The 21,150-nt window shown below is 67.4% G+C and carries 18 protein-coding genes; 4 read left to right on the top strand and 14 right to left on the bottom strand.

What is annotated here, in order from left to right; translation table 11 throughout:
• Positions 1-31 precede the first annotated feature (31 nt).
• From MUB46_RS17195 to MUB46_RS17185, 3 genes are read left to right on the top strand one after another with little or no spacing between them, the layout of a single operon-like run.
• The gene (locus MUB46_RS17195; RefSeq protein ID WP_261617180.1) at positions 32-1,258 is read left to right on the top strand and encodes an aminotransferase-like domain-containing protein; all 1,227 of its coding nucleotides are present in this window, start codon (positions 32-34) and stop codon (positions 1,256-1,258) included.
• A 9-nt stretch (positions 1,259-1,267) separates the two neighbouring features.
• Positions 1,268-2,101 carry a hypothetical protein gene (locus MUB46_RS17190; protein WP_261617179.1) on the top strand — a complete coding sequence of 278 codons (834 nt, stop codon included), beginning with the start codon at positions 1,268-1,270 and terminating at the stop codon, positions 2,099-2,101.
• Between the two features lie 9 nt (positions 2,102-2,110).
• Positions 2,111-2,908 carry an IclR family transcriptional regulator gene (locus tag MUB46_RS17185; protein WP_261617178.1) on the top strand — a complete coding sequence of 266 codons (798 nt, stop codon included), beginning with the start codon at positions 2,111-2,113 and terminating at the stop codon, positions 2,906-2,908.
• 27 nt (positions 2,909-2,935) lie between these two features.
• Here MUB46_RS17185 and MUB46_RS17180 read toward each other — a convergent pair whose 3' ends face one another.
• From MUB46_RS17180 to MUB46_RS17115, 14 genes are all read right to left on the bottom strand, one after another.
• Positions 2,936-3,652, bottom strand: coding sequence for an ABC transporter ATP-binding protein (locus MUB46_RS17180; protein WP_261617177.1), 717 nt, complete (start codon positions 3,650-3,652; stop codon positions 2,936-2,938).
• Positions 3,645-4,415 carry an ABC transporter ATP-binding protein gene (locus tag MUB46_RS17175; RefSeq protein WP_261617176.1) on the bottom strand — a complete coding sequence of 257 codons (771 nt, stop codon included), beginning with the start codon at positions 4,413-4,415 and terminating at the stop codon, positions 3,645-3,647. Before MUB46_RS17175 ends, MUB46_RS17180 begins: the two co-directional genes overlap by 8 nt.
• Entirely contained in the window at positions 4,412-5,446 is a 1,035-nt protein-coding gene (locus MUB46_RS17170; RefSeq protein ID WP_261617387.1) for a branched-chain amino acid ABC transporter permease, read from the bottom strand. The genes MUB46_RS17175 and MUB46_RS17170 overlap by 4 nt, the downstream gene beginning before the upstream one ends.
• Positions 5,447-5,448: 2 nt before the next feature.
• Positions 5,449-6,315, bottom strand: coding sequence for a branched-chain amino acid ABC transporter permease (locus tag MUB46_RS17165; RefSeq protein WP_261617175.1), 867 nt, complete (start codon positions 6,313-6,315; stop codon positions 5,449-5,451).
• Positions 6,316-6,402: 87 nt separating this feature from the next.
• The gene (locus MUB46_RS17160; protein WP_261617174.1) at positions 6,403-7,578 is read right to left on the bottom strand and encodes an ABC transporter substrate-binding protein; all 1,176 of its coding nucleotides are present in this window, start codon (positions 7,576-7,578) and stop codon (positions 6,403-6,405) included.
• A gap of 212 nt (positions 7,579-7,790) precedes the next feature.
• Positions 7,791-8,687, bottom strand: a complete 897-nt coding sequence (locus MUB46_RS17155) for a DMT family transporter (RefSeq protein ID WP_261617173.1) — start codon at positions 8,685-8,687, stop codon at positions 7,791-7,793.
• A 40-nt stretch (positions 8,688-8,727) separates the two neighbouring features.
• Positions 8,728-9,480, bottom strand: a complete 753-nt coding sequence (locus MUB46_RS17150; protein WP_261617172.1) for an SDR family oxidoreductase — start codon at positions 9,478-9,480, stop codon at positions 8,728-8,730.
• 161 nt (positions 9,481-9,641) lie between these two features.
• Positions 9,642-11,231: an ABC transporter substrate-binding protein gene (locus MUB46_RS17145; protein WP_261617171.1), complete on the bottom strand. Its 1,590-nt coding sequence runs from the start codon at positions 11,229-11,231 to the stop codon at positions 9,642-9,644.
• A gap of 11 nt (positions 11,232-11,242) precedes the next feature.
• On the bottom strand, positions 11,243-13,594 hold the full coding sequence (locus MUB46_RS17140; RefSeq protein ID WP_261617170.1) for a sensor histidine kinase: 2,352 nt from the start codon (positions 13,592-13,594) through the stop codon (positions 11,243-11,245).
• A gap of 80 nt (positions 13,595-13,674) precedes the next feature.
• Complete coding sequence (locus MUB46_RS17135; protein WP_261617169.1) at positions 13,675-14,931, bottom strand: MFS transporter; 1,257 nt, start codon at positions 14,929-14,931, stop codon at positions 13,675-13,677.
• Between the two features lie 156 nt (positions 14,932-15,087).
• Positions 15,088-16,908: an ABC-F family ATP-binding cassette domain-containing protein gene (locus MUB46_RS17130; protein WP_261617168.1), complete on the bottom strand. Its 1,821-nt coding sequence runs from the start codon at positions 16,906-16,908 to the stop codon at positions 15,088-15,090.
• Positions 16,909-16,968: 60 nt separating this feature from the next.
• Positions 16,969-17,151 (bottom strand): hemin uptake protein HemP, encoded by a 183-nt coding sequence (hemP, locus tag MUB46_RS17125; protein ID WP_261617167.1) that lies wholly within the window; start codon positions 17,149-17,151, stop codon positions 16,969-16,971.
• Between the two features lie 471 nt (positions 17,152-17,622).
• Positions 17,623-18,810, bottom strand: coding sequence for a pyridoxal-phosphate-dependent aminotransferase family protein (locus MUB46_RS17120; protein WP_261617166.1), 1,188 nt, complete (start codon positions 18,808-18,810; stop codon positions 17,623-17,625).
• 129 nt (positions 18,811-18,939) lie between these two features.
• A complete protein-coding gene (locus MUB46_RS17115; RefSeq protein WP_261617165.1) occupies positions 18,940-19,842 on the bottom strand; it encodes a helix-turn-helix domain-containing protein in 903 nt (300 codons plus the stop codon).
• Positions 19,843-19,966: 124 nt separating this feature from the next.
• Here MUB46_RS17115 and pobA point away from each other — a divergent pair, with 124 nt between their 5' ends.
• Positions 19,967-21,142: a 4-hydroxybenzoate 3-monooxygenase gene (gene pobA / locus MUB46_RS17110; RefSeq protein ID WP_261617164.1), complete on the top strand. Its 1,176-nt coding sequence runs from the start codon at positions 19,967-19,969 to the stop codon at positions 21,140-21,142.
• Positions 21,143-21,150: the final 8 nt, after the last annotated feature.

Genomic DNA, 21,150 nt, shown 5'->3' with positions numbered 1-21,150 from the left:
ACCGCCCGGCCGGTAGAGGGGGAGTACGGCCATGACCGAGTTCAGGTACAAGGACGCGTTCAGCGCGAACGGCCCGGAGCCGGCGGCGCGATTCACCGGCCTGCCGAAATACAATTTCGTCTACGGCCACAACGATCCCGCCCAGGTCCCCACCGAGGCGCTTGCCGAGGCGGCCGCCAGGGCCATTCGCGAGAACGGGGCGCGGCTGGCCATGTATCACCTCGGCGACGGCCCGCAGGGGTATCGGCCGCTGCGCGACTTCGTCGCCCGCAAGCTCGGCGCGACGCGCGGCATCAGCTGCACCGCGGATGACGTGGTCCTCACCTCCGGCTCGCTGCAGGGCATGGATCTGGTCAACGCGACCTTCCTGGACGCCGGCGACACCGCGATCTTGGAGGACTTCACCTATGGCGGGGCGATCGGCAAGCTCCAGCGCCTCGGCGTCGAGGTGATCGGCGCGCCGCTCGATTCGGACGGCATCCGCATGGACGCGCTCGAGACCATCCTGAAGGACCTCGCCGGGCGCGGCGTGACGCCGAAGTTCATCTACACCATACCGACGGTGCAGAACCCGACCGGATCGGTAATGCCGCTCGCGCGACGCCGGCAGCTGCTGGCGCTGTCCGCCGAGTACGGCGTGCCGATCATCGAGGACGAGTGCTACACCGATCTCGCCTGGGAGGAGGGCCAGCCGCCGGCGCTCTACGCGCTCGATCCCTCGCGCGTCGTCCATATCGGCTCGTTCTCCAAGTCGCTGGCGCCCGCGCTCCGGGTCGGCTACGTCGTTGGCGGCTGGGACGTGCTGTCGCGCGTGCTCGCCCGCAAGACCGATGCCGGGTCTCCGGCGATCGAGCAGATGGTCATCGCCGAATATTTCGGTGCGACGTTCGATCAGCACGTGGCGAGCCTGAAGGCCGCGCTGCGCCGCAAGCTGGACGTGATGGTGGAGTCGCTGGAGCGGGAATTCGGCACGTCGGCGGAACTGTTCGTGCCGAAGGGCGGGATCTTCCTGTGGCTGAAGCTGCCCGACCATGTCGACGTCAGGACCTTCGCCCAGTCGGCGCTGGATCAGGGCGTCGCCTTCAATCCGGGGCCGGAATGGGCCTGCGATCCGGACGCCGCCAAGAGCTACATGCGGCTGTGTTTCGCCCTGCCGGCCGAGCACATGATCCGGGAGGGCGTCGCGGAACTGGCACGGATCTGTTTCGAGCATACCGGGGTACCGGAGCGCCGCGGCAACGTACAGCAGACGTCCTAGGAGCCGGGAATGACGGTTCGTTCAGACACCCGGGGGCACGACCTACCCCACGGGGTCGTCGTCGCCGATACGATCACCAAGCTCCCGGCCGAGGCCGCGGGCGGTGTCGTCGTGTCGGGCTCGCACGGCGGGCGCTATCCTGGCTATCTGGCGGCGGCGGGCGGCGTCCGCGCTGTGATCCTGTGCGATGCCGGCATCGGCAAGGACGAGGCCGGCATCGGCGCGCTGCCCTATCTCGGCGCTCTCGGCATCGCCGCGGCGGCGGTGTCGCATCTGAGTTGCCGGATCGGCGATACCGGCGACATGCTCGCGCGGGGAACGATCAGCCGCGCCAACCCGGCTGCCGCGCGCCTCGGCGTGCGGGCCGGCGATACGACGCGCGATGCGGCGGTCAAGCTGCGCGCCGCGCCGAGCGTCGTCGTGACGCCCGAACCGCTGGGCGAAGGGCGCGCCTATGTCGACCAGCCCGGGCCGCGCCGGATCGCGCTCGTCGATTCCGCGGCGATGGTGGGCCCGGAGGACGTCGGCCAGATCGTCGTGACCGGCTCGCACGGCGGCCTCGTCGGCGGCAATCCGGCGATGGCGCTGCGGGTCGACGGCTTCGCCGCCGTCTACAACGACGCCGGGATCGGTATCGAGGACGCTGGCATCGCCCGCCTGCCGGCGCTGGATACGCGCGGCATCGCCGCCTTCACCGTGGCCGCCGCCTCAGCCCGGATCGGCGAGGCGCGCTCGACATTCGAGGACGGGGTCATCTCGGCGGTGAACCGCACGGCGGCGGCGATGGGCGCGCGGGTCGGCGCGCCGGCGCGCGATATTTTGCTTGTCTGGGTGGCAGGATGAGGCGGTGACGTGAGCGGCGACCGAACCGTCCAGTCTGTCCAGCGCGCGGCCGATATCCTCAAGCTCCTCGCGGGCGAGCCGACCGCCGGCTGGCGCCTGTCCGACATCGCCCGCGCGTCGGGCCTGGGCAAGGCGACGACGCACCGCCTGCTGTCGGCGCTGTCGGACGCCGGGTTTGTCTATCAGTCGCCCGAGACGCGGCGCTATCTGATCGGCTACGCGCTCGTCCGGCTGGTCCGGCAGGCGACGCGCTTCAATATTGGCGACCTGGCGCGGCCGTCGCTGTTGCGGCTCGCGCGGGAGACCGAGGACACGGTGTTCCTGTCGGTGCGCGAAGGGCTCGACGCGCTGTGCCTGGAGCGTGAGGTCGGCGCGTTTCCGATCAAGACGCTGACGCTCGACGCCGGCGACCGGCGTCCGCTCGGGGTCGGGGCCGGCAGCCTCGCGCTGCTCGCGTTCCTGCCGCAGGAGGAGGTGGCCGAGGTGATCGCCAGCAACGCGCCGCGGCTTGGCGGCTATCCGCGCTTCGGTCCGGCGGAGCTCGCCGCGCTGGTGGAGGAGACGCGCCGCCGGGGCTATTCCTTCAACGAGGGCCGCATCGTCACGGCCATGTGCGCGGTCGGCGTGCCGGTGTTCGATCTGGGCGGTCGTGTGGTCGCCTCGATCAGCGTCGCCGCGATCCGCGAGCGCATGGACTCAGACCGGATCGCCTGGATCGTTTCGCGGCTGAAGGCGGAGGCGGACAGCCTGCAAGCGCGGCTTGGCGGACCGGCCGGCCCGACCCCCGTCAACGGCGAGACCGCCTGAGCCGGCGCAACCGACGCGGGCAGCGCGTCACGCCTCGGCGAGTTTCAGGCCGATATAACGGTCGAGGACGGCGCTATCGTCAAGCAGCGCCCTGGAGGGGCCGCGATGGGCGATGGCGCCGCGCTCGATGACGAGCGCCTGTTCGGTAAGCGACAGCGCGATCTCGGCATGCTGCTCGACCAGGATGAGCGCGGTCTTCTGCGCCGCGCTCATCCGTTCGATGGCCGACGACAGTTCCTCGACGACGACGGGGGCGAGGCCCTCCAGCGGCTCGTCGAGAAGCAGGATGGCCGGATTGGTCATCAGCGTGCGGGCGATGGTCAGCATCTGCTGCTCGCCGCCGGAGAGCTGGTTGCCCATGTTCTGGCGTCGCTCGGCCAGGCGCGGAAACAGGCCGTAGACGGCGGCGAGATCCCAGTGTCCGGGCCGGGCCGCGACCGTCAGGTTCTCCTCCACCGACAGCGTCGCGAAGATGTCGCGCTCCTGCGGCACCCAGCCGATGCCGGCGCGCGCCCGGCGGAACGGGGCCCTTCGCGTGACGTCCAGGCCGCGCCAGCGGATCGCGCCGCGCTCCACGGTGGTGTAGCCCATGATGGTCAGCAGCAGCGTCGACTTGCCGACGCCGTTGCGGCCCAGAACGGCGAGGCTGCCGGTCTCGGGTACCTCGAAGGAAACGCCGTCGAGCACGATGGACTCGCCATAGCCCGCGCGGACATCGGACAGTGCGAGCAGCGGTTCAGCCATGTCGGGCTCCGTGCGGCTGCGTGCTGCCGAGATAGACCTCGCGGACCCGCGAGTCGGAGGAAATCTCCTGCGGCGTGCCCTCCACCAGGGTCGCGCCGCCGACCAGCACGATGATGCGCGTGGCGAAGCGGAACACGATGTTCATGTCGTGCTCGATGAACAGCACGGTGATGTCGTCCGGCAGGCCGGCGATCGCCTCGAACAGGGCGGCGCTCTCGCCGCTCGGCACGCCTGCGGCGGGTTCGTCGAGCAAGAGAACCTTCGGTCTCGTCGCCAGCGCCAGCGCGATTTCCAGCAGCCGCTGCTGGCCGTAGGCGAGCGCGTGCGTCGGCCTGAGGCACACCGGGCCGAGCTGCATCGCGGCGAGGATCGTGTAGGCCTCGTCGACCGCATCGGCATGGTTGGGCAGCGGCCGCCACCAATTGCCGGCTTCGCCGCGGCGTTCGCAGACGGCCAGCGTGACCGATTCCAGCGCGGTCAGATGCGGGAACAGGGTGTTGATCTGGAATGTGCGGGCCAGGCCCTTCTTGACTCGTGCATCCGGCTTGAGCGCGGTGATGTCCTCGCCACCCAGCAGGATGCGGCCGGAATCGGGGCGCAGCATGCCGGTGATCATGTTGATCAGGGTCGTCTTGCCGGCGCCGTTTGGCCCGATCAGCGCGTGGCGCGCGCCCTGCGGCAGGATGATGTCGATCGACTGGGCGACCCGCAGCGAACCAAACTGCTTGTCGAGGCCGCGGGTGGCCAGTGCCGGCGCGGTCACGGTTTCCTCCAGCGCGCGGGCACCAGCCGGGCGAGGCCGCCGACGATGCCGTCGGGCAGGAACAGCACGACGGCCATCAGCAGGAGGCCGATCCAGAAATACCAGTACTGCGGGTTCATGTCGGCGAGCTGGTCGCGGGCGATCATGAAGATGGCCGCGCCGACGATCGCGCCATACAGGCGACCGGTGCCGCCGAGGATCAGCATGACGGCGAGGTCGGCGGAGCGCTGGAAGCCGAGCACCTCGAGCGAAGCGAATTCGGTGGTCTGGGTGAGCAGCGCGCCGGCGACACCGGCGATCGCCGCGGAGATGACGTAGACCTTCTGCAGGCGGCGCTGGTTCGGCGCGCCGATCGCCGGCATGCGCACCGCGTTCTCGCGGATGCCGCGCAGGGACAGGCCGAAGGGCGAATGCACGAGGCGGCGCGACACGACGAACAGGATGAACAGCACGACCAGCGCATAGACATAGGCGGTCCGGCCCCACAGATCGAAGTCCCACACGCCGAAGATCGGCCAGGTGTCGACGCCGAGAAGGCCGTCGGCACCGCCGGTCAGCCAGGCGGCGCTGTTGGCCAGCTCCACGGCGATGAAGCCGAGGCCGAGCGTGATCATCAGCAGCGCCAGGTGCTGCACGCGCACGATCAGGAAGCTGGTCAGGTATCCGACGATGGCCGCCGCGAAGGCCGAGATGACAAGGCCGCTGATCGGCTCGCCCCAGCCGTATTTCGAGATGATCCCGGCGGTATAGGCGCCGACGCCGAAATACACGGCGTGGCCGAGCGAAATGATGCCGGCATAGCCCAGGATCAGGTCGAGAGAGAGGGCGAACAGCGCGGTGATGGCGATCTGGCTGGCCAGGCTCAGATAGGTCGGCAGCAGGAAGAACGGCAGGATCGCGGCAAGCCAGAACAGGACCTCGAAGACGCTCCAGCGGGCCTGTCCCGCAAGGAAGGCGCGCGGATCGACGCCGGCGCCCGCGCTGAACGCCGGGGCCGTCGCCGCTTCGGTCTTTGCCGGCGTCTCGGTCATCGTCACGCCCGCTTGCCGAACAGACCGAGCGGCACGAAGAACAGGATGCCGATCATCAGTCCGTAGATCAGGAAGGCGCCGATCTCGGGAACATAGTACTTGCCTGCGACATCGCCGATGCCGAGAAGCGTGGCGGCGACGAAGGAGCCGCGGATCGAGCCGAGGCCGCCGACGGCGACCACGATCAGCATGTAGACGAGGTAGTGGAAGGCGAAGGAGGGATCGAGGCCGACGATCTCGATCGACAACGCGCCGCCGAGACCGGCGAGGCCGCTGCCGAGCGCAAAGGTGATGGCGAACACGGTCTCGACGTCGATGCCCAGTCCGCTGGCCATGCGCTGGTTGTCGACGGCGGCGCGCACCATGGCGCCGAAGCGGGTGTATTCGAGGCCGATGACCAGCAGCGCGGTGATGACGAGGGCCACGGCGATCAGGAAGATGCGGTAGACGCCGAACGTGTAGTCGATCGCCTCGATCGACCCGCGCAGATAGTCCGGCACCCGCACCGGCTGGACTTCGGTGGTGAACAGGTAGGCGGCGATCGCGGAAATGACGAAGACGAGGCCGATCGTGAACAGCACCTGTTGCAGCGGATCGGACGTGTAGAGCCGGCGGAACAGGGTGCGCTCGAGCGCCACGCTGACGATGGCGGCGGCGAGGAAGGCCATCGGCAGGGAGGCAAGGAACGGCCAGCCGAGATAATTCATCAGGGTGACGGCGACGTAGCCGCCGATCATGGCGAAGGCGCCATGCGCGAGGTTGATGAAGTTCATCAGCCCCAGCGTCACCGACAGGCCGACGGACAGCAGAAAAAGAAGCATTCCGTAGGCGAACCCGTCGAAAAGAACGCCCAGGATCTGCGCGCCCATGCCCCGCTGCCTGTTTTTCGCGTCGTTTCAGGGATGCGGCGACCGGACCAGAGGCCCGGTCGCCCGTTCTGTGCGGCCCCGGCGGGACTACATGCGCGCCTTCACCGGGTCCTTGACGTTCTCGACCTTGTCGAACTCGACGTTGATCAACTTGCCGTTCGGGCCCTTCTCGACGCGGCGGATATAGATGTTCTCGATCACGTCCCGGGTCTCGGGGTCGATCGACATCGGGCCGCGCGGGCTTTCCCAGGCCATGCCCTTGGCGGCGTCGATCAGCGCCTCGCCGTCGGTGCTGCCGTCGGTCTTCTCCAGCGCCGCGTAGATGAGGTGCATGCCGTCATAGCCGCCGACCGAATAGATGTCCGGGTTGCGGCCGAACATCGCGTTGTACGCCTTCACGAAGGCGGCGTTCATGTCCGACTTGTGATTGTAGTCGTAATGGAAGCCGGTGATGATGCCGACGGCGCTGTCGCCCATCGACTCGAGCGCCGCCTCGAAGGTGAGCTCGCCCTGACCCATGATCGTGGTGTTCTGGGGCGTCAGGCCGCGCTCGGCGAGGGCCTTGCCGAGGGCGGCGGGCTGGGCGCCGCCCGGGATGAAGACCCAGATGCCCTGCGGATTGGCGTCCTTGGCGCGCTGGACGAACGCCGAGAAGTCCGGGTTGGCGACCGGGGTCTTGTCGGCGCCGACGATCTTGCCGCCGGCGGCCTCGAAGGCCCGCTGGAACGCGGACTGGGCGTCGTTGCCCGGCCCGTAGTCGGCGTTGATCGTATAGGCTTCCTGGACGCCGTTGTCGTAGGCCCATTTGCCGAGAACCTCGTTGACCATCGGCGTGGTCATCGAGACGCGGGCCATGTAGGGCGACTTGGTAGTGATGATCGAGGTCGCGGCGTTCATCACGACCATGAACTTCTTGGCTTCCTCGGAGATCGGCCCGACGGCCAGCGCGTTCGGCGTCAGCGCGAAACCGGCGAGGATGTCGACCTTGTCGCGGACGACCAGTTCCGTGGCCAGACGCTTGGCGACGTCCGGGGCGATGCCGCCGACGTCCTTGGTGATGATCTCGACCGTCTTGCCGGCGACGGTGTCTCCGTTTTCCTTCATGTACAGCTTGATGCCGTTATCGACCTGTATGCCGGTATCGGCGAAGGGGCCGGTCAGGGGCAGGATCACGCCGATCTTGACGGTCTCCTGCGCCTGGGCGGTGCCGAAGCCGGCAAGACCGGCTGCGAGTACCAGGACGACTGCATTGGCCTTCCACATGGTTCTCTCCCTCGATGGCGATTGCCTATTGTAATTTTGGTATCAAACTATGTCCCCTGATCTATGCGGTCAATTTCGACGGCTAGAAAATCCGTATTGTCGGAAAGTTGAAAAACCGGGCAAATCCGGTGCCCCTTCGTGCGCCTGGGCGTCGTGGAGGCCGACCGAGATGTCGCCGCCGGACGCATGGACTGCGCCGGGCGGCTGCGGCGTCACCCGTACAGGATCATGATGACGCCGAGCACGAGCAGGCCGATGCCGACGGCCTCGATGCGCGACGTCTGTTGGCGGAACAGGCGCCGCGACACGATCTGGGCGAACAGGATCTCGATCAGGCCGAGGGTGCGCACCGGCGCGGCATGCTGGATCGCGAAGGCGAGAAACCAGAACTGGGAGGCGAGCGCGCCGAGGAACCCGGCAGTCATGGACGGCCGCCACATCCGCAGGATCGAGCGCAGCGTCTGCGGCCGCCGCAGCAGGAGCAGTGCGGTGACCGTCGCCGTCTGCAGGGCGAGCGCCACCACGAGGGTGCTGGAGGCGGCAATGATGAAGCTATCGGCGGTGCTGGCCTGGATGCCGCCGCGATAGGCGACCGCCGACAGGGCGAACATCGCGCCCGAGCCGACGCCGAGCGCGCTCGCGCGGGCGATGCCGTCGCGGTTCGCCGTCCCGGTCGGCCAGGACATCAGCAGGACGCCCGCAGTGGCGATCACGACGGCGAGCACGACCGTGCCGGTCGGCAGCTCGGACAGGAACACGACCGAGAAAAGCAGAACCAGAACGGGTTCGGTCTTGGTGTAGGCGATGGCGACGACGAAGGAGCGCAGGTCCATCGCCGCCAGCATCAGCGCGGTAGCACCGAACTGCATGCCGGCGCCCACGGCGGTCCAGGCCAGGGCGCTCGCGCCCGGCAGCGGCGGGGCTTCGCCGGTGACGGCAACGACCGCGATCAGAAACACGACGGCGAACGGCAGGCCGAACAGAAAGCGCACATGCGTTGCGCCGACCGTGCCGAGCGTTGCGGTGAGCTCCTTCTGCATGGCGTTGCGCATCGTCTGCGCACCGGCGGCGGTCACCGTGAAGACCGCCCAGAGCCATTCGCCGAACATGATTCAAACCATTGAGGATTGGAAGGACCGTTGCCCGTCCCTAGCCGCGGCCGACGAAAGGCATCTTGGTGGCCATCACCGTGATGGTCTGGACGTTGGCGTCGAGCGGTAGCCCGGCCATGTAGACGATCGCGTCGGCGATATGGCTGGAATCCATGGTCGGCTCGGGCATGGTATCGCCGTTTGCCTGCGGCACGCCTTCGGAAAACCGCGCTGTCATCGGCGTGGCGGCATTGCCGATGTCTATCTGGCCGACGGCGATATCGTACTTCCGCCCGTCGAGGGCCGCCGACTTGGTGAGGCCCGTCACGGCATGCTTGGTCGACGTGTAGGGCGCGGAGTTGGGCCGCGGTGCGTGCGCGGAGATCGAGCCGTTGTTGATGATGCGGCCGCCGCGCGGCGACTGGTCCTTCATCAGCCGGAAGGCCTCTCGGACGCACAGGAACATGCCGGTGAGGTTGACGTCGACGACCTGTTTCCACTGGTCGACCGTCAGGTCCTCGAGCAGGACCGGCGGCGCGCTCATGCCGGCATTGTTGAACAGAACGTCGAGACGCCCGTAGGTGTCCTTCGCGGCCTTGAACAGGGCGGCGACCGAGTCGGCGTCGGTGACGTCGGCCGGCACGGCAAGGGCCTTTCCTCCGGCGTCGGCGATTTCCGAAGCGACCGTCTCGAGCGGCTCCTTGCGCCGTCCGGCGAGCACCACCGCGAATCCGGCAGCGGCGAGCGCCAGAGCGGCCGCCTTGCCGACGCCCGTTCCTGCCCCGGTCACCAAAGCAACTTTCTCGACCATTTCGTTCTTTCCTCCCGGTAGAGGCACGACGCGGCGTGCGACTCGTTTGCGGCGCAACGTATACAGCCGTGCGGCGCTATTCCAGCGGAACTCTGTAGACGGTGTTCAGGGGCCGGCGGTCCCGGGGCGGCGTTCAAGGGGGGCGGCGGTTCGGCGTCTCCTCAGTACTTGAGGTCGACGTGATCGAAGGGATGGCGGCCGAGCGGATCCATCTTGAAACCGTCGACCTCCTTGCGCGCGGCCATGAAGACCACCGAGTGAGCGAGCGGCACCCAGGGCGCCTCCCGCTTGAAGATCTGCTGCGCCTGGCCGTAGAGCTTCTCTCGGACTTCCTGGTCGTAGCTGAGCTTGGCCCGGGTGACGAGGGCGTCGTATTCGTCGTCGCACCAGCGTGCGACGTTGTTGCCGCCTATGCGCGCGGCGGTGCAGCCCAACAGGACATGCAGGAAGTTGTCCGGATCGCCATTGTCTCCGGTCCAGCCGTAGAGCGCCATGGAATGCTCGCCGTCCTGCAGGCTGGTGCGGTAGGCGCCCCATTCCTTGGTGACGAGTTCGGCGCGCACCCCGATCCTGGTGAGGTCCGCCTGGATCATCTCGGCGATCCGCTTGGCGTCGGGGCTGTAGGGGCGGCTCACCGGCATGTACCAGAGGTCGGTCTCGAAGCCGTTCGGGTAGCCGGCTTCGGCGAGCAATCTCTGGGCGGCCGCGGGGTCGTAGGGATAATCCTCGATATCGTCTGCGTAGGACCACAGGGTCGGCGGCACCGGGTTCTTCGCGACCACGCCGGCCCCGGCATAGGCGCCGTCGATGATCGCCTGCTTGTCGATGGCCATGTTGATGGCGCGGCGGACGCGCACATCGTCGAAAGGCGGCTTCTGGGTGTTCAGCGCCAGATAGCCGATGTTGAAGCCTTCCTGCTTCAGTAGCTTCAGGTTCGGATCGTCGGCGATGCGCTGGGTATCGGTCGGATTCGGGAAGGCCATGACATGGCACTCTCCGGCCTTCAGCTTGGTGAGGCGTACCGCCGGGTTCGGCGTAATGGAGAAGACCAGCGTGTTGATCGGCTGGGCGCCCTCCCAATAGTCGGGAAACACTCTGTAACGGACCGCGATGTCGCGCTGGTATCCGGCGAAGGAAAACGGGCCGGTGCCGACCGGTTGCCGGTCCAGCAGCTCGGGCGTGCCGGCGGCAAGCAGCTTGTCGGCGTACTCGGCCGACAGGATCGAGTTGAAGGGCATCGCCATGTCGGCGAGGAACGGGGATTCCGGTCGCGTCAGCTGGATGCGCACCGTCATGTCGTCGACCTTGTCGATCGACTTCAGCAGCTCCGGCATCCCCATGTCCTTGAAATAGGCGTACTCGGCCGCGGACACGTTGTGGAACGGATGATCCTCCTTCCATTGCCGGTGCAGGGAAAACAGAACGTCTTCGGCGTTCATGTCGCGCGTCGGAGTGAAGTCCTCGCTGGAATGGAACTTCACCCCGGGGCGCAGGTGGAAGACGTATTCGGTTCCGTCGGGCGAGATCTGCCAGGATTCGGCCAGGGCCGGCCGGATCCGGGTGGAGCCCGGCACGAACTCGACCAGCTGGTTGAACATCGGCCGCGCCGCGTTGAGGCCCGTCGTCGTGGTGACGATCTGCGGATTGAGCGCCTCCGGATTGCCCTCCGAGCAGAACACCAGCGTCTTGGCGCCGGCCGGTGCCGCCGCCAGGACAAAGGCCATGGCGGCGATCTGGATCGAAACCCTCATGTCTTCCTCCTTCAGGCCACGGTCGCGACGCGATCAGGGACGGAATCGGCGACGGAGGCCGGTATCTCGACGATGAACGTCGTGCCCTTGCCCGGGGTGCTCTCGACGTCGATCTTGCCCTGCAGGGTGCCGGTCACGAGATTGTAGACGATGTGAAGTCCGAGCCCGGTGCTGCCGTATCGGCGGCCGGTCGTGAAGAACGGATCGAAGACCTTGCCGACATCGTCCGCGCCGATGCCCTTTCCGTCGTCGGCGAAGGCGATCCGCACCTCGTTCTCGGACGGCTCGCTCACGGTGATCGATATCTCTCCCGCCTGCTCGTCGTCGTAGGCATGCGTGAGGGCATTCATGATCAGGTTGGTCAGCACCTGGCCGAGGGTGCCGGGATAGGTATCGAGTACGAGCCCGTCCCGGCACGAGAACGTCACCTTGTGTCGCGACTTGCGCAGCACCGGGCCGAGGCTGGTCATCAACTCGTCGAGCCATGTGCGCATATCGAACTGTCGCCGTTCCCCGCTGGCCTGGTCGGCGGCCACCTGCTTGAAACTGTGCACGAGTTCGGCCGCGCGGTTCAGGTTCGCGAACAGGAGGCCCGCCCCCTCCTTCATGCGATCGACGAAATTGTGCAGTTGCGACCGCCTGATCTGTCCGGATTCGGCGATTTCGGAGAAGCGCTTGACCTCCTCGCCGATCTGCGTGCCGGTGGTCAAAGCGATGCCGACGGGCGTGTTGATCTCGTGGGCGACGCCGGCGACGAGCTGGCCGAGCGAGGCGAGCTTCTCGGCCTGGATCAGCTCGGCCTGGGTGCGTTGCAATTCCGACAACGCCAGGTCGGCCCGTTCCTTGGCGCGGCGCAGGTCCAGTTCTCGCTTGCCGATCTCGGCGACGAAGAAATTGGCCGAGCGGGCCATTTCGCCGAGTTCGTCGGCGCGTTCGGCATCGGCGACGGGCCCGGCCATCGGGTCGGCGGCGAGATGGACCATGCCCTGCTGCAGCCGGAGTAGGGGCCTGGTGATCGAGCGGGCGACGAAATAGGCCGTGGCGGCGCCGAAGAGCAGGCCGGCGGCCGCGCCGAACACCAAGATGTTCCGGATGGTGTTGCCGATCTTCTCGGCGTCGGCGGTGAACAGGTCGTTGAGGGCGCGGGCGCCCTCGATCATCGTCACGGCGGACCGGTCCATGTCGGCGATCCGCTCGTTCTGCTGGCGCAGCACCTCGGTCGCGGTGCCGAGCCCTTCGCGCCATTGGTCGATCGCGTCGATCATCTCGGACTGGATCAGCGGCGAGATCGGCAGCGCGGCGACTGTCTGCGGCAGCGTGGCGCTTTCGGCGAGAATCGTCGCGGTAGCCTCGGGATCGCGTTCGACGAGAGCGGCCGCGGTGCGCTGGCCGAGCTTGAGGATCTCGATGGCGATATTCTGGGTGGCGCGCTCGGTCTCGTTGGCCTCCACCGAATAGGCGACGAGCTGGGCGATCTCCTCGTAGAGCGCCCGTTGCTCCGTCGTCTGGACCTTGAGCAGCCGGTCAGACCAGTCGGCGAGCGCCTTGCTGTCGTCGGCCAGCGACCGCTCATCCGAGATGACCGGCTTCCGGTCTCCTTCCAGAAGCGCGGCGATCGCTTCCTCGTAGGCCGTGGCGAGCGACTGTAGCTCCACCATCGCGGAGGAATCCGCGCTGGCGAGCGAGGCGGACAGACGGGTCGTGGCGTTGCGCAGCCGGCCGATGTCGAAACCGAGCTGCAACATGTTCTTGTCGATGTCGCCGGGATCGGCCAGGACGAACATGGCGGAGTGCAGTTCGGCCGCGTCGATGGCGTTGCGCAACTCCTCTGCCGCGTTGACGAGTTCGCGGATGCGCCGGTAGGCGGCGTCGCGATCGTGCAGGGTCTGGATGATCTCGGCGTTGGATGTGCGCTGGCGCTCGCGGGCCTCGTCGGTCAGCGAAATCAGCAAGCGCGCCCGTCCGCCCATCTCCTCGACGAGCCGGTCGTTCTGGATCGTCGCGCGCATGAACTCGTTCATGCTGCCGACATAGTGGGATAGCGCGTCGCCGGAGGCCGTCGTCGCTTCCCGCAGGGCGGGCGCCCGGGCGACCTGCGCCAGGTCTTCCAGGTTGGCTCGCGCATCGGAGGCGAACGTGGCGAAGCGCTCGGCGTTCACGCCCCGGTTCGAGGGCGTCGCGTTCACATATTCGTCGCGTGCGGTCATGGCGACGAGCAGGTTGCGGTAGGTCGCGCCGGCAAGCACCGCGCCGCTGCGGGCGCGTTCGGCCTCGTTGAGCAGAATCCAGGCAACCGCGGCGATTGCCGCTGCTATGGCGATTGGAATTCCGCCGACAAGGAACACCCGGTAGGTGATGCGCATGCGGGCTTTTTACCTTGGGTCGGGCCAAATCACCACGGATTCCAAGGTTTCGGTTCGGGATTTATTGTTTCCGACCCGTGTCAGACCCGGCCGGTGAGGTGGCGCGCCCGGCGCAGCGCCGGGAACAAATAGGCCCAGATTCCGGCGACGGCCATCGTGCCCATGCCGCCGACGACGACCGCGGGCACCGTTCCGATCAGCGCGGCGGAGATCCCGGCCCGGAATTCGCCGAGCTCGTTGGAGGCGCCGATGAAGACGAGGTTGACGGCGTTGACGCGCCCGCGCACGGAATCGGGCGTCCAAAGCTGCAGAAGCGTTTCGCGGATATAGACGCTGATCATGTCGGCGGCGCCCATCAGCATCAGCGCGGCGACCGAAAGCCAGACGATCGTCGACAGGCCGAAGACGACCGTGAAGAAGCCGAATGCGGCAACGAACACGAACATGGCCAGGCCGGCATGGTCGCGGATCGGCCGCTTCGCGAGATAGAGCGCGACCGCCACCGCGCCGATGCCGGGCCCGGCGCGCAAGAGGCCAAGGCCCCAGGGGCCGACATCGAGGATGTCGCGGGCATAGACGGGCAAGAGCGCCACGGCGCCGCCGAGCAGCACGGCAAACAGGTCGAGCGAGATGGCCCCGAGCACGACCTTCTCGCGCCAGACATAGCGGAACCCGGCCAACAGCGTCTCCCAGTTCGATTTCTGGGGCACGGTCTTCTGCACGGGCCGCGGCACGAACAGCATGAGGACGGCGCCCAGCGAGAACAGCGTCAGGGCGGTGGCCAGCGCCGTGCCGGCCGAGATCCCGTAGAGCAGGCCGCCCGCGACCGGTCCGACGATCGTTCCGATCTGCCAGGACGAGGTGTTCCAGGCGATCGCATTGTTCAGATCCTCCGGCGGCACCAGATTGGCGACCAGCGACTGGGCCGCCGGCCCGACGAAGGCGCGCGCGATGCCGAAAAAGGTCAGCACGACGAAGATCGGCCACACCGCCGACGGGCCGGCGACGGTCAGGCCGAGCAGAGCGGCGGCGCAGGCGCCTTCGGCCAAAAGGCAGACGGCCATGATCAGGCGGCGATTGTAGCGATCCGAGACGGCGCCAGTCACAAGCACGAGCAGCAGGGCGGGCAGGAACTGAACCAGTCCGACGAGGCCGAGATCGAACGGATCCCGGGTCATGTCGTAGATCTGCCAGCCGATCGAGACCGAGACGATCTGGATCGCGAACATGGAGACGAAGCGGGCCGCCCAGTAGAGCGCGTACCCGCGGTGCCGGAAGGCACTTCCCATCCGGTGCTCGGCGATGTCCCTGTCGGCTATCGGATCGTCGGAGGGCATCGGCTGTTCGGGGGCTGTTCGGGGGCTCTTCGGGACGGTTCCGGTGAAGGCCGGCGCGAGCGGTCTGCAAGCGCCGGGAAAATATCTCCCTTACAGAAAGACCGGTGCTCCGTCACGCCTGTCTTGCAGGATCGCGGCCGGCGCGACCGCGATGGGTCAGGCGCTCTCGATCTCCTCGCGCAGGATCTCGAGTTCGAGCCATTGCTCCTCCGCCGCCGCCAGATCGGCTTCGGCGCGGGTCAGCTTGTCGCTCGTGTCGGCGAAGGTCTTTGGATCACGCGCGTAGAGGTCCGGATCGGACAGCGCTTGGCGGGCCGCGGCGATTTCGGCGTGCAGCGCCTCCATCCGCGCGGGCAGGGTTTCGAGCGCGTGCTTGTCCTTGAAGGACAAGCGCCGCTTGGGCTGCGCGCGATCGGGCTGTCTGTCGGCCTGGTCGCGGGACCTGGCGGGTTTCGATGCGGACGCCTTCGGTTCGCTGGTCTCCTCCGCCTTGCCGCGCTGCGCGATCATGTCGGAGTAGCCGCCGGCATATGTGAGCCAGCGGCCGTCGCCCTCCGACGCGATGACGGAGGTGACCGTGCGGTCGAGGAAGTCGCGGTCGTGGCTGACCAGCAGCACGGTGCCGGAGTAGTCGGCGATCAGTTCCTGCAGCAGGTCCAGCGTTTCCAGATCGAGGTCGTTGGTCGGCTCGTCCAGGACGAGGAGGTTCGAGGGCCGGGCGAAGGCAAGCGCCAGCATCAAGCGGCCGCGTTCGCCGCCCGACAGCGCCGAGACCGGGGACCCGGCCTGTTCGGGCGTGAACAGGAAGTCCTTCATGTAGCTCATGACGTGGCGCGGCTTGCCGTCGACCATGACGGTGTCGCTGCCGCCGCCGGTCAGCGTGGCCCGCAGGCTGGTCTCGGGATCGAGCCGGGCACGGCGCTGGTCCAGGCTTGCGACGTCCAGGTTCATGCCGAGCTTCACCCAGCCGCTGTCCGGCGCGAGGTCGCCGATCAGCATCTTCAGCAGCGTCGTCTTGCCGGCGCCGTTCGGGCCGATGATGCCGATCCGGTCGCCGCGCTGGATGCGGACCGAAAAGGGTTCGACGACGGTGCGGTCGCCGAAGGCCTTGGTGATGGTCTTGGTCTCGATGACCAGCTTGCCGGAAATCTCGCTCTCGGCGACCGCCATGCGCGCGGTGTCGGGCGCGTGGCGGTGCTCGCGGCGGGCCTTGCGCAGGTCGTGCAGGTTGCCGAGCCGGCGCTGGTTGCGCTTGCGCCGGGCGGTGACGCCGTAGCGCAGCCAGTCCTCCTCCATGGCGATCTTGCGGTCGAGCTTGTGGAGGTCGCGCTCCTCCTCCTCGAGCACCTTGTCACGCCATTCCTCGAACCCGCCGAAGCCGCGGTCCGTCGAGCGGGTCGTGCCGCGATCGAGCCAGACGGTCGCGCGCGACAGGGTCTCCAGGAACCGCCGGTCGTGGCTGATGATCACCATCGCCGAGTTGGACGATCGCAGCTCGCGTTCGAGCCACTCGATCGCGGGCAGGTCGAGGTGGTTGGTCGGCTCGTCGAGCAGCAGGATGTCCGGGCGCGGGGCGAGGGCGCGGGCGAGGGCGGCGCGGCGGGCTTCGCCGCCCGACAGGGTCGCCGGGCTCTCCTCGCCGGTGAGGCCGAGCTTCTCCAGGACGCGCAGGGCCGTATACGGATCGTCGGTCGGCCCGAGGCTGGCCTCGACATAGGCGCGCGTCGTCTCGAAGCCGGCGAAATCCGGTTCCTGCTCGAGATACTGCACCGTCGTGCCGGGCTGCAGGAAATAGCGTCCGGAATCGGGTTCGATCCGGCCGGCGGCGATCTTCAGCAGGGTCGACTTGCCGCAGCCGTTGCGGCCGACGAGGCAGACGCGGGCGCCCGGCTCGACCGACAGATCGGCGCCCTCGAGCAGCGGTGTGCCGCCGAAGGTCAGATGGATGTCCTGGAGGAGAAGGATCGGGGTTGCCATTGTCCCGGGGACGTAGCCGCTCCCGGGGCGCGCCGCAAGAGCGCGCGCGCGTATCCGGGGCTACTTGTTCAGGATCAGTTTGCCCTGGCGGGTGATGCGCAGCACGTAGCGCTCCTGATTGTGGCGGATAATCAGTTCACGCCGTCCCTTGAACAGGTCGCTGGACTCGACGGAGTCCTCGGGCTGGGACGCGGTGTCCGCCGGGGCGGCGGTGGGGGAAGGCGAACGCCTGCCGGTGTGCATTTGCCAATTCGATCCCTTGCTACGATTGGTGTTCCGGTCGCCTCGATGCGTCCGTTTATAAACTTGACTTTTATATTCATATTATCGTAGAAGACAACTGCCGACGGCGTCGCCACCCGCGAGCGACCGCTTGAGGCAGACGTCGCGCAAGCAAACGGCCAGCCGGCCGGGCAGCCAGCAAAAAATCAACGGTTCTCAAAGCGTGGACTGCCGCGCGCCTCGGCGGGCGGCGTCAGCGGAGAGCCAGGGATACGGAGCTCTTGTCAGACGGATAGCCGTTCACAGGCCGGCCGGGCCCGTGGTCGGGGGATCTGGGCCTTGTGGGCCGGATGTCCGGGTGTAAGGGAAACGTAGCCAGCCGCCGGGACGGGTGCCGGACTTCCTTCTCCTCCTCCGACACCTGCCCGGCGGCACTCTTTCAAGCCGCCATCGAGCCGGCCAGGTCAAGCCGGCCGCATCAAGCTGGCCACATCAAGCGGGGACGTTCTCGCCCAGATAGTCGACGGCGGCCTGAATCGCGCCGGGACCGTGCGGGATCTTCAGGGCCTTCAGCGCCATGTCGATCGAGGCGAGCATGCCGAGAACCATCGGCGCGTTGGCATATCCCATATGGGCGATGCGCAGCGCCTTGCCCTTCAGATCGCCGATGCCGCCGCCGACGGTGACGTTGCACTTGTCCAGGCAGTAGGCCTGGATTGCCGCGACGTCGAAACCGCCGCCGACCAGAACCGCGGTGATCGACGCCGATCGCGACTGCGGATCGAGGATGTTGAACTCGATCGCGCCGCCTTCCGCCCAGGTCTCGACGGCGCGGTGGGTGGCGCCCGCCAGCAGCCGGTGGCGGTTCCAGGCGTTTTCCAACCCTTCCCCGAGCAGGATGTCGAGCGCGGCGCGCTGGCCGAACAGCAGGTGCTCGGGCGGCGTGCCGCAGTATTTCTGGTAGTGCAGCTCGCCCTCGCGCGCCGTCCAGTCCCAGTAGAGCGTGCGCAGGTCGGCGGTCTTGTGGGCGGCGAGCGCCTTGTCGTTGGCGGCGACGAAGCCGAGGCCGGGCGGCGTCATCAGGCCCTTCTGGGCGGCGGACACGGTGACGTCGATCTTCCAGGCGTCCATCTCGAAGGGCATGCAGGCGAGCGAGGCGATGGTGTCGACCAGGAACAGCGCGTCATGGCCGGCCGCGTCGATCGCGGCACGGATCGCCGGGATGTCGTTGACGACGCCCGAGGCTGTGTCGATCTGGACGACGAGGATCGCCTTGATGCGGCCCTCGGTGTCGGCTCTCAACCGCTCTTCCACGGCGGCGGGGTCGACGGCATGGCGCCAGGTGCCCTCAAGCGTCTCGATCTCGACGCCCAGCATCCGGGCCATCTCGCCCCAGTTGTGGGCGAAGCGGCCGCTCTCGAGAACCAGGACGCGGTCTCCGCGCGACAGGACGTTGGTCAGCGCGGCTTCCCAGGCGCCGTGGCCGTTGGACGCGTAGATGTAGGCGCGGCCTTCGGTGCGGAAGATGCCCTTCAGGTCCCGGAGGATGCTGTCGGTGTATTCGACGAGTTCTCCGGTGTAGATCTGGATCGCCGGACGGTGCATGGCGCTCAGTACCTCGTCGGGTATCGTCGTCGGGCCCGGAATTCCCAGTACGTCGCGGCCGGTGCGCACCGTCATGTCTCAATTCCCGTTCTCGTTTGTGGGACCGTCCGCTCTTGAAGCCGGCGGACGATGACCTTGAAGGATACCGCCTCGCTTATCTCCGCGGGCGGGGGGCGAGGTCAAGCGACTGTCGCATGCGCGGGCCTAGCGGCCGCCGTTCCGCTCGCGCCGGAACTCGCTCGGCGTCCTTCCGGTGCGCCGCTTGAAGAACCGGCAGAAATAGGCCGGATCGGCGAAGCCGAGCTCGTAGGCGACCATCTCGATCGTCGCGGACGTGTAGATCAGATGCCGCTGGGCCTCGAGCGCCAGCCGGTCGTGCAGGAGATCCAGAAAGGTCTTGCCGGCGAACCGCTGGCATAGCCGGTTGAGGCGCGGCTGGCTCATGCCGAGGCGCGTGGCATAGGCGGAAACCGTCATGTGCTCGCGGTAGTGATCCTCGATCAGCCGGCAGGCCTCGGAAAAGGTCTCGCGGTCCTCTCCCTTCGTCTCGGCGCTCTCGCGTTCGGTCGCGATCTGCCGGCGGATCGCCATCAGAAGGGCATGGAACAGCCATTCGAACATGGCGTTGCGGCCGAGTTCCCGGGCCTGGAACTCGTGCGCCATCTGTTCGAGCAGCGTCCTGACCAGCCCGGCACGCGCTTCGTCCTGGCGAAAGGAGATGACCCGTGCCTCGGCGAGCAGCGGATCGAACAGGTCGTGGGCGTCGCGGTGGCCGGTATCGAGCAACAGGGTTTCCGAGACGGTGACGACGAACCCGAGGGTGCGGGGCGAGAAGCCGAAGCCGTGCACCACGTTGCCGGGAATACAGATCGCGCAGGGGCCTTCTGCCTCCTCCAGCCGATCCTCGATCTGCACGCTGGCCGGGCCGTCGATCACGTGGACGATCTGGAACATACGCCGGTGCAGGTGCGGCGCGATCCGCCAGTCGTACAGGCTCGAGCGGACCTGGATGTCCTCGATATGGATGAACTCGGGGTCGTCGGCGCCCGGCGTCTCGCCGTAGAGCGCGAAGCGGGAAACCGGTCCGCTCGCCGGATCGATATGCATGGCGCTGTCCCCTCAAGGGAGTTAGGTGACCGAAAAGTACAAAGCGATACGCCTGTCTGTCCATTAATTCGCTCCGCCCCTGTCGATAAAGTGCAGAAAAAAGCTCTGCATACAGGTGGGAAACATGCGCACCCAGGTGGGGATCATCGGTGGCGGTCCGTCGGGACTGCTGCTGTCGCAGTTGCTGCACCTCCAGGGTATCGACACTGTCGTCCTGGAGCGCCACAGCCGGGACTACGTGCTGGGCCGCATTCGCGCGGGGGTGCTCGAGCACGGCTTCGCCGACCTGATGCGCGAGGCGCAGGTCTCCGATCGCATGGACGCCGAAGGCGAGATCCACGACGGGTTCGACATCGCCTATGACGGCAAGCGGCACCGGGTCGACCTGAAGGGCCTGACCGGCGGCAACACCGTCATCGTCTACGGGCAGACGGAGCTGACCAGGGATCTCTACGAGGGCCGCGACCGGTTGGGCGGCGTCGTCGTCCACAATGCCGAAGACGTTACGCCGCATGCCTTCGACGGCAACGGGTCGCCCTATCTCACCTACCGGCTCGGCGAAGCGGTGCATCGCGTCGACTGCGACTTCATCGTCGGTTGCGACGGCTTCCACGGCGTCAGCCGCACGTCGATCCCGAAGGACGTCCTGAAGGAGTACGAAACCGTCTATCCGATCGGCTGGCTGGGCGTCCTGTCACGCACGCCGCCGGTCTCCAAGGAACTGATCTACGTCAACCACGAGCGCGGCTTCGCGCTGTGCTCGCTACGGTCACAGGTGCTCAGCCGCTATTACGTCCAGTGCACGCTCGACGACAGTGTCGAGGATTGGTCGGATGAGCGGTTCTGGGCCGAGCTGATCGCCAGGTTGCCGGAGGACGCCGCCGCGACGATCGTCACCGGACCATCGATCGAAAAGTCGATCGCGCCGCTGCGCAGCTACGTGGCCGAGCCGATGCGCTATCGCAACCTTTTTCTGGCGGGCGATGCCGCGCATATCGTGCCGCCGACCGGCGCGCGCGGCCTCAACAGCGCGGCGTCGGACATCTACTATCTCTATCACGCGATGGTCGACCACTACAGGAAGGGCGATCCGACCGGTCTCGACCGCTACTCCGAGCGCGCGCTGGCGCGGGTCTGGAAGGGCCAGCGGTTTTCCTGGTGGATGACGCGGCTCCTACACCGTTTCCCCGACGCCAACGATTTCGACCGGCGCCTGCAGAAGACCGAGCTCGATTATCTGTTCTCGTCGCAGGCGGCGATGCAGTCGCTGGCGGAAAACTACGTCGGGCTGCCGTTCTGAGCCCGGTC

The organism is Microbaculum marinisediminis, assembly GCF_025397915.1.
GTDB classification, from domain to species: domain Bacteria; phylum Pseudomonadota; class Alphaproteobacteria; order Rhizobiales; family Tepidamorphaceae; genus Microbaculum; species Microbaculum marinisediminis.
The sequence above is the reverse complement of the archived record's forward strand: the minus strand, read 5'-3'. Positions and strand labels throughout refer to the sequence as shown.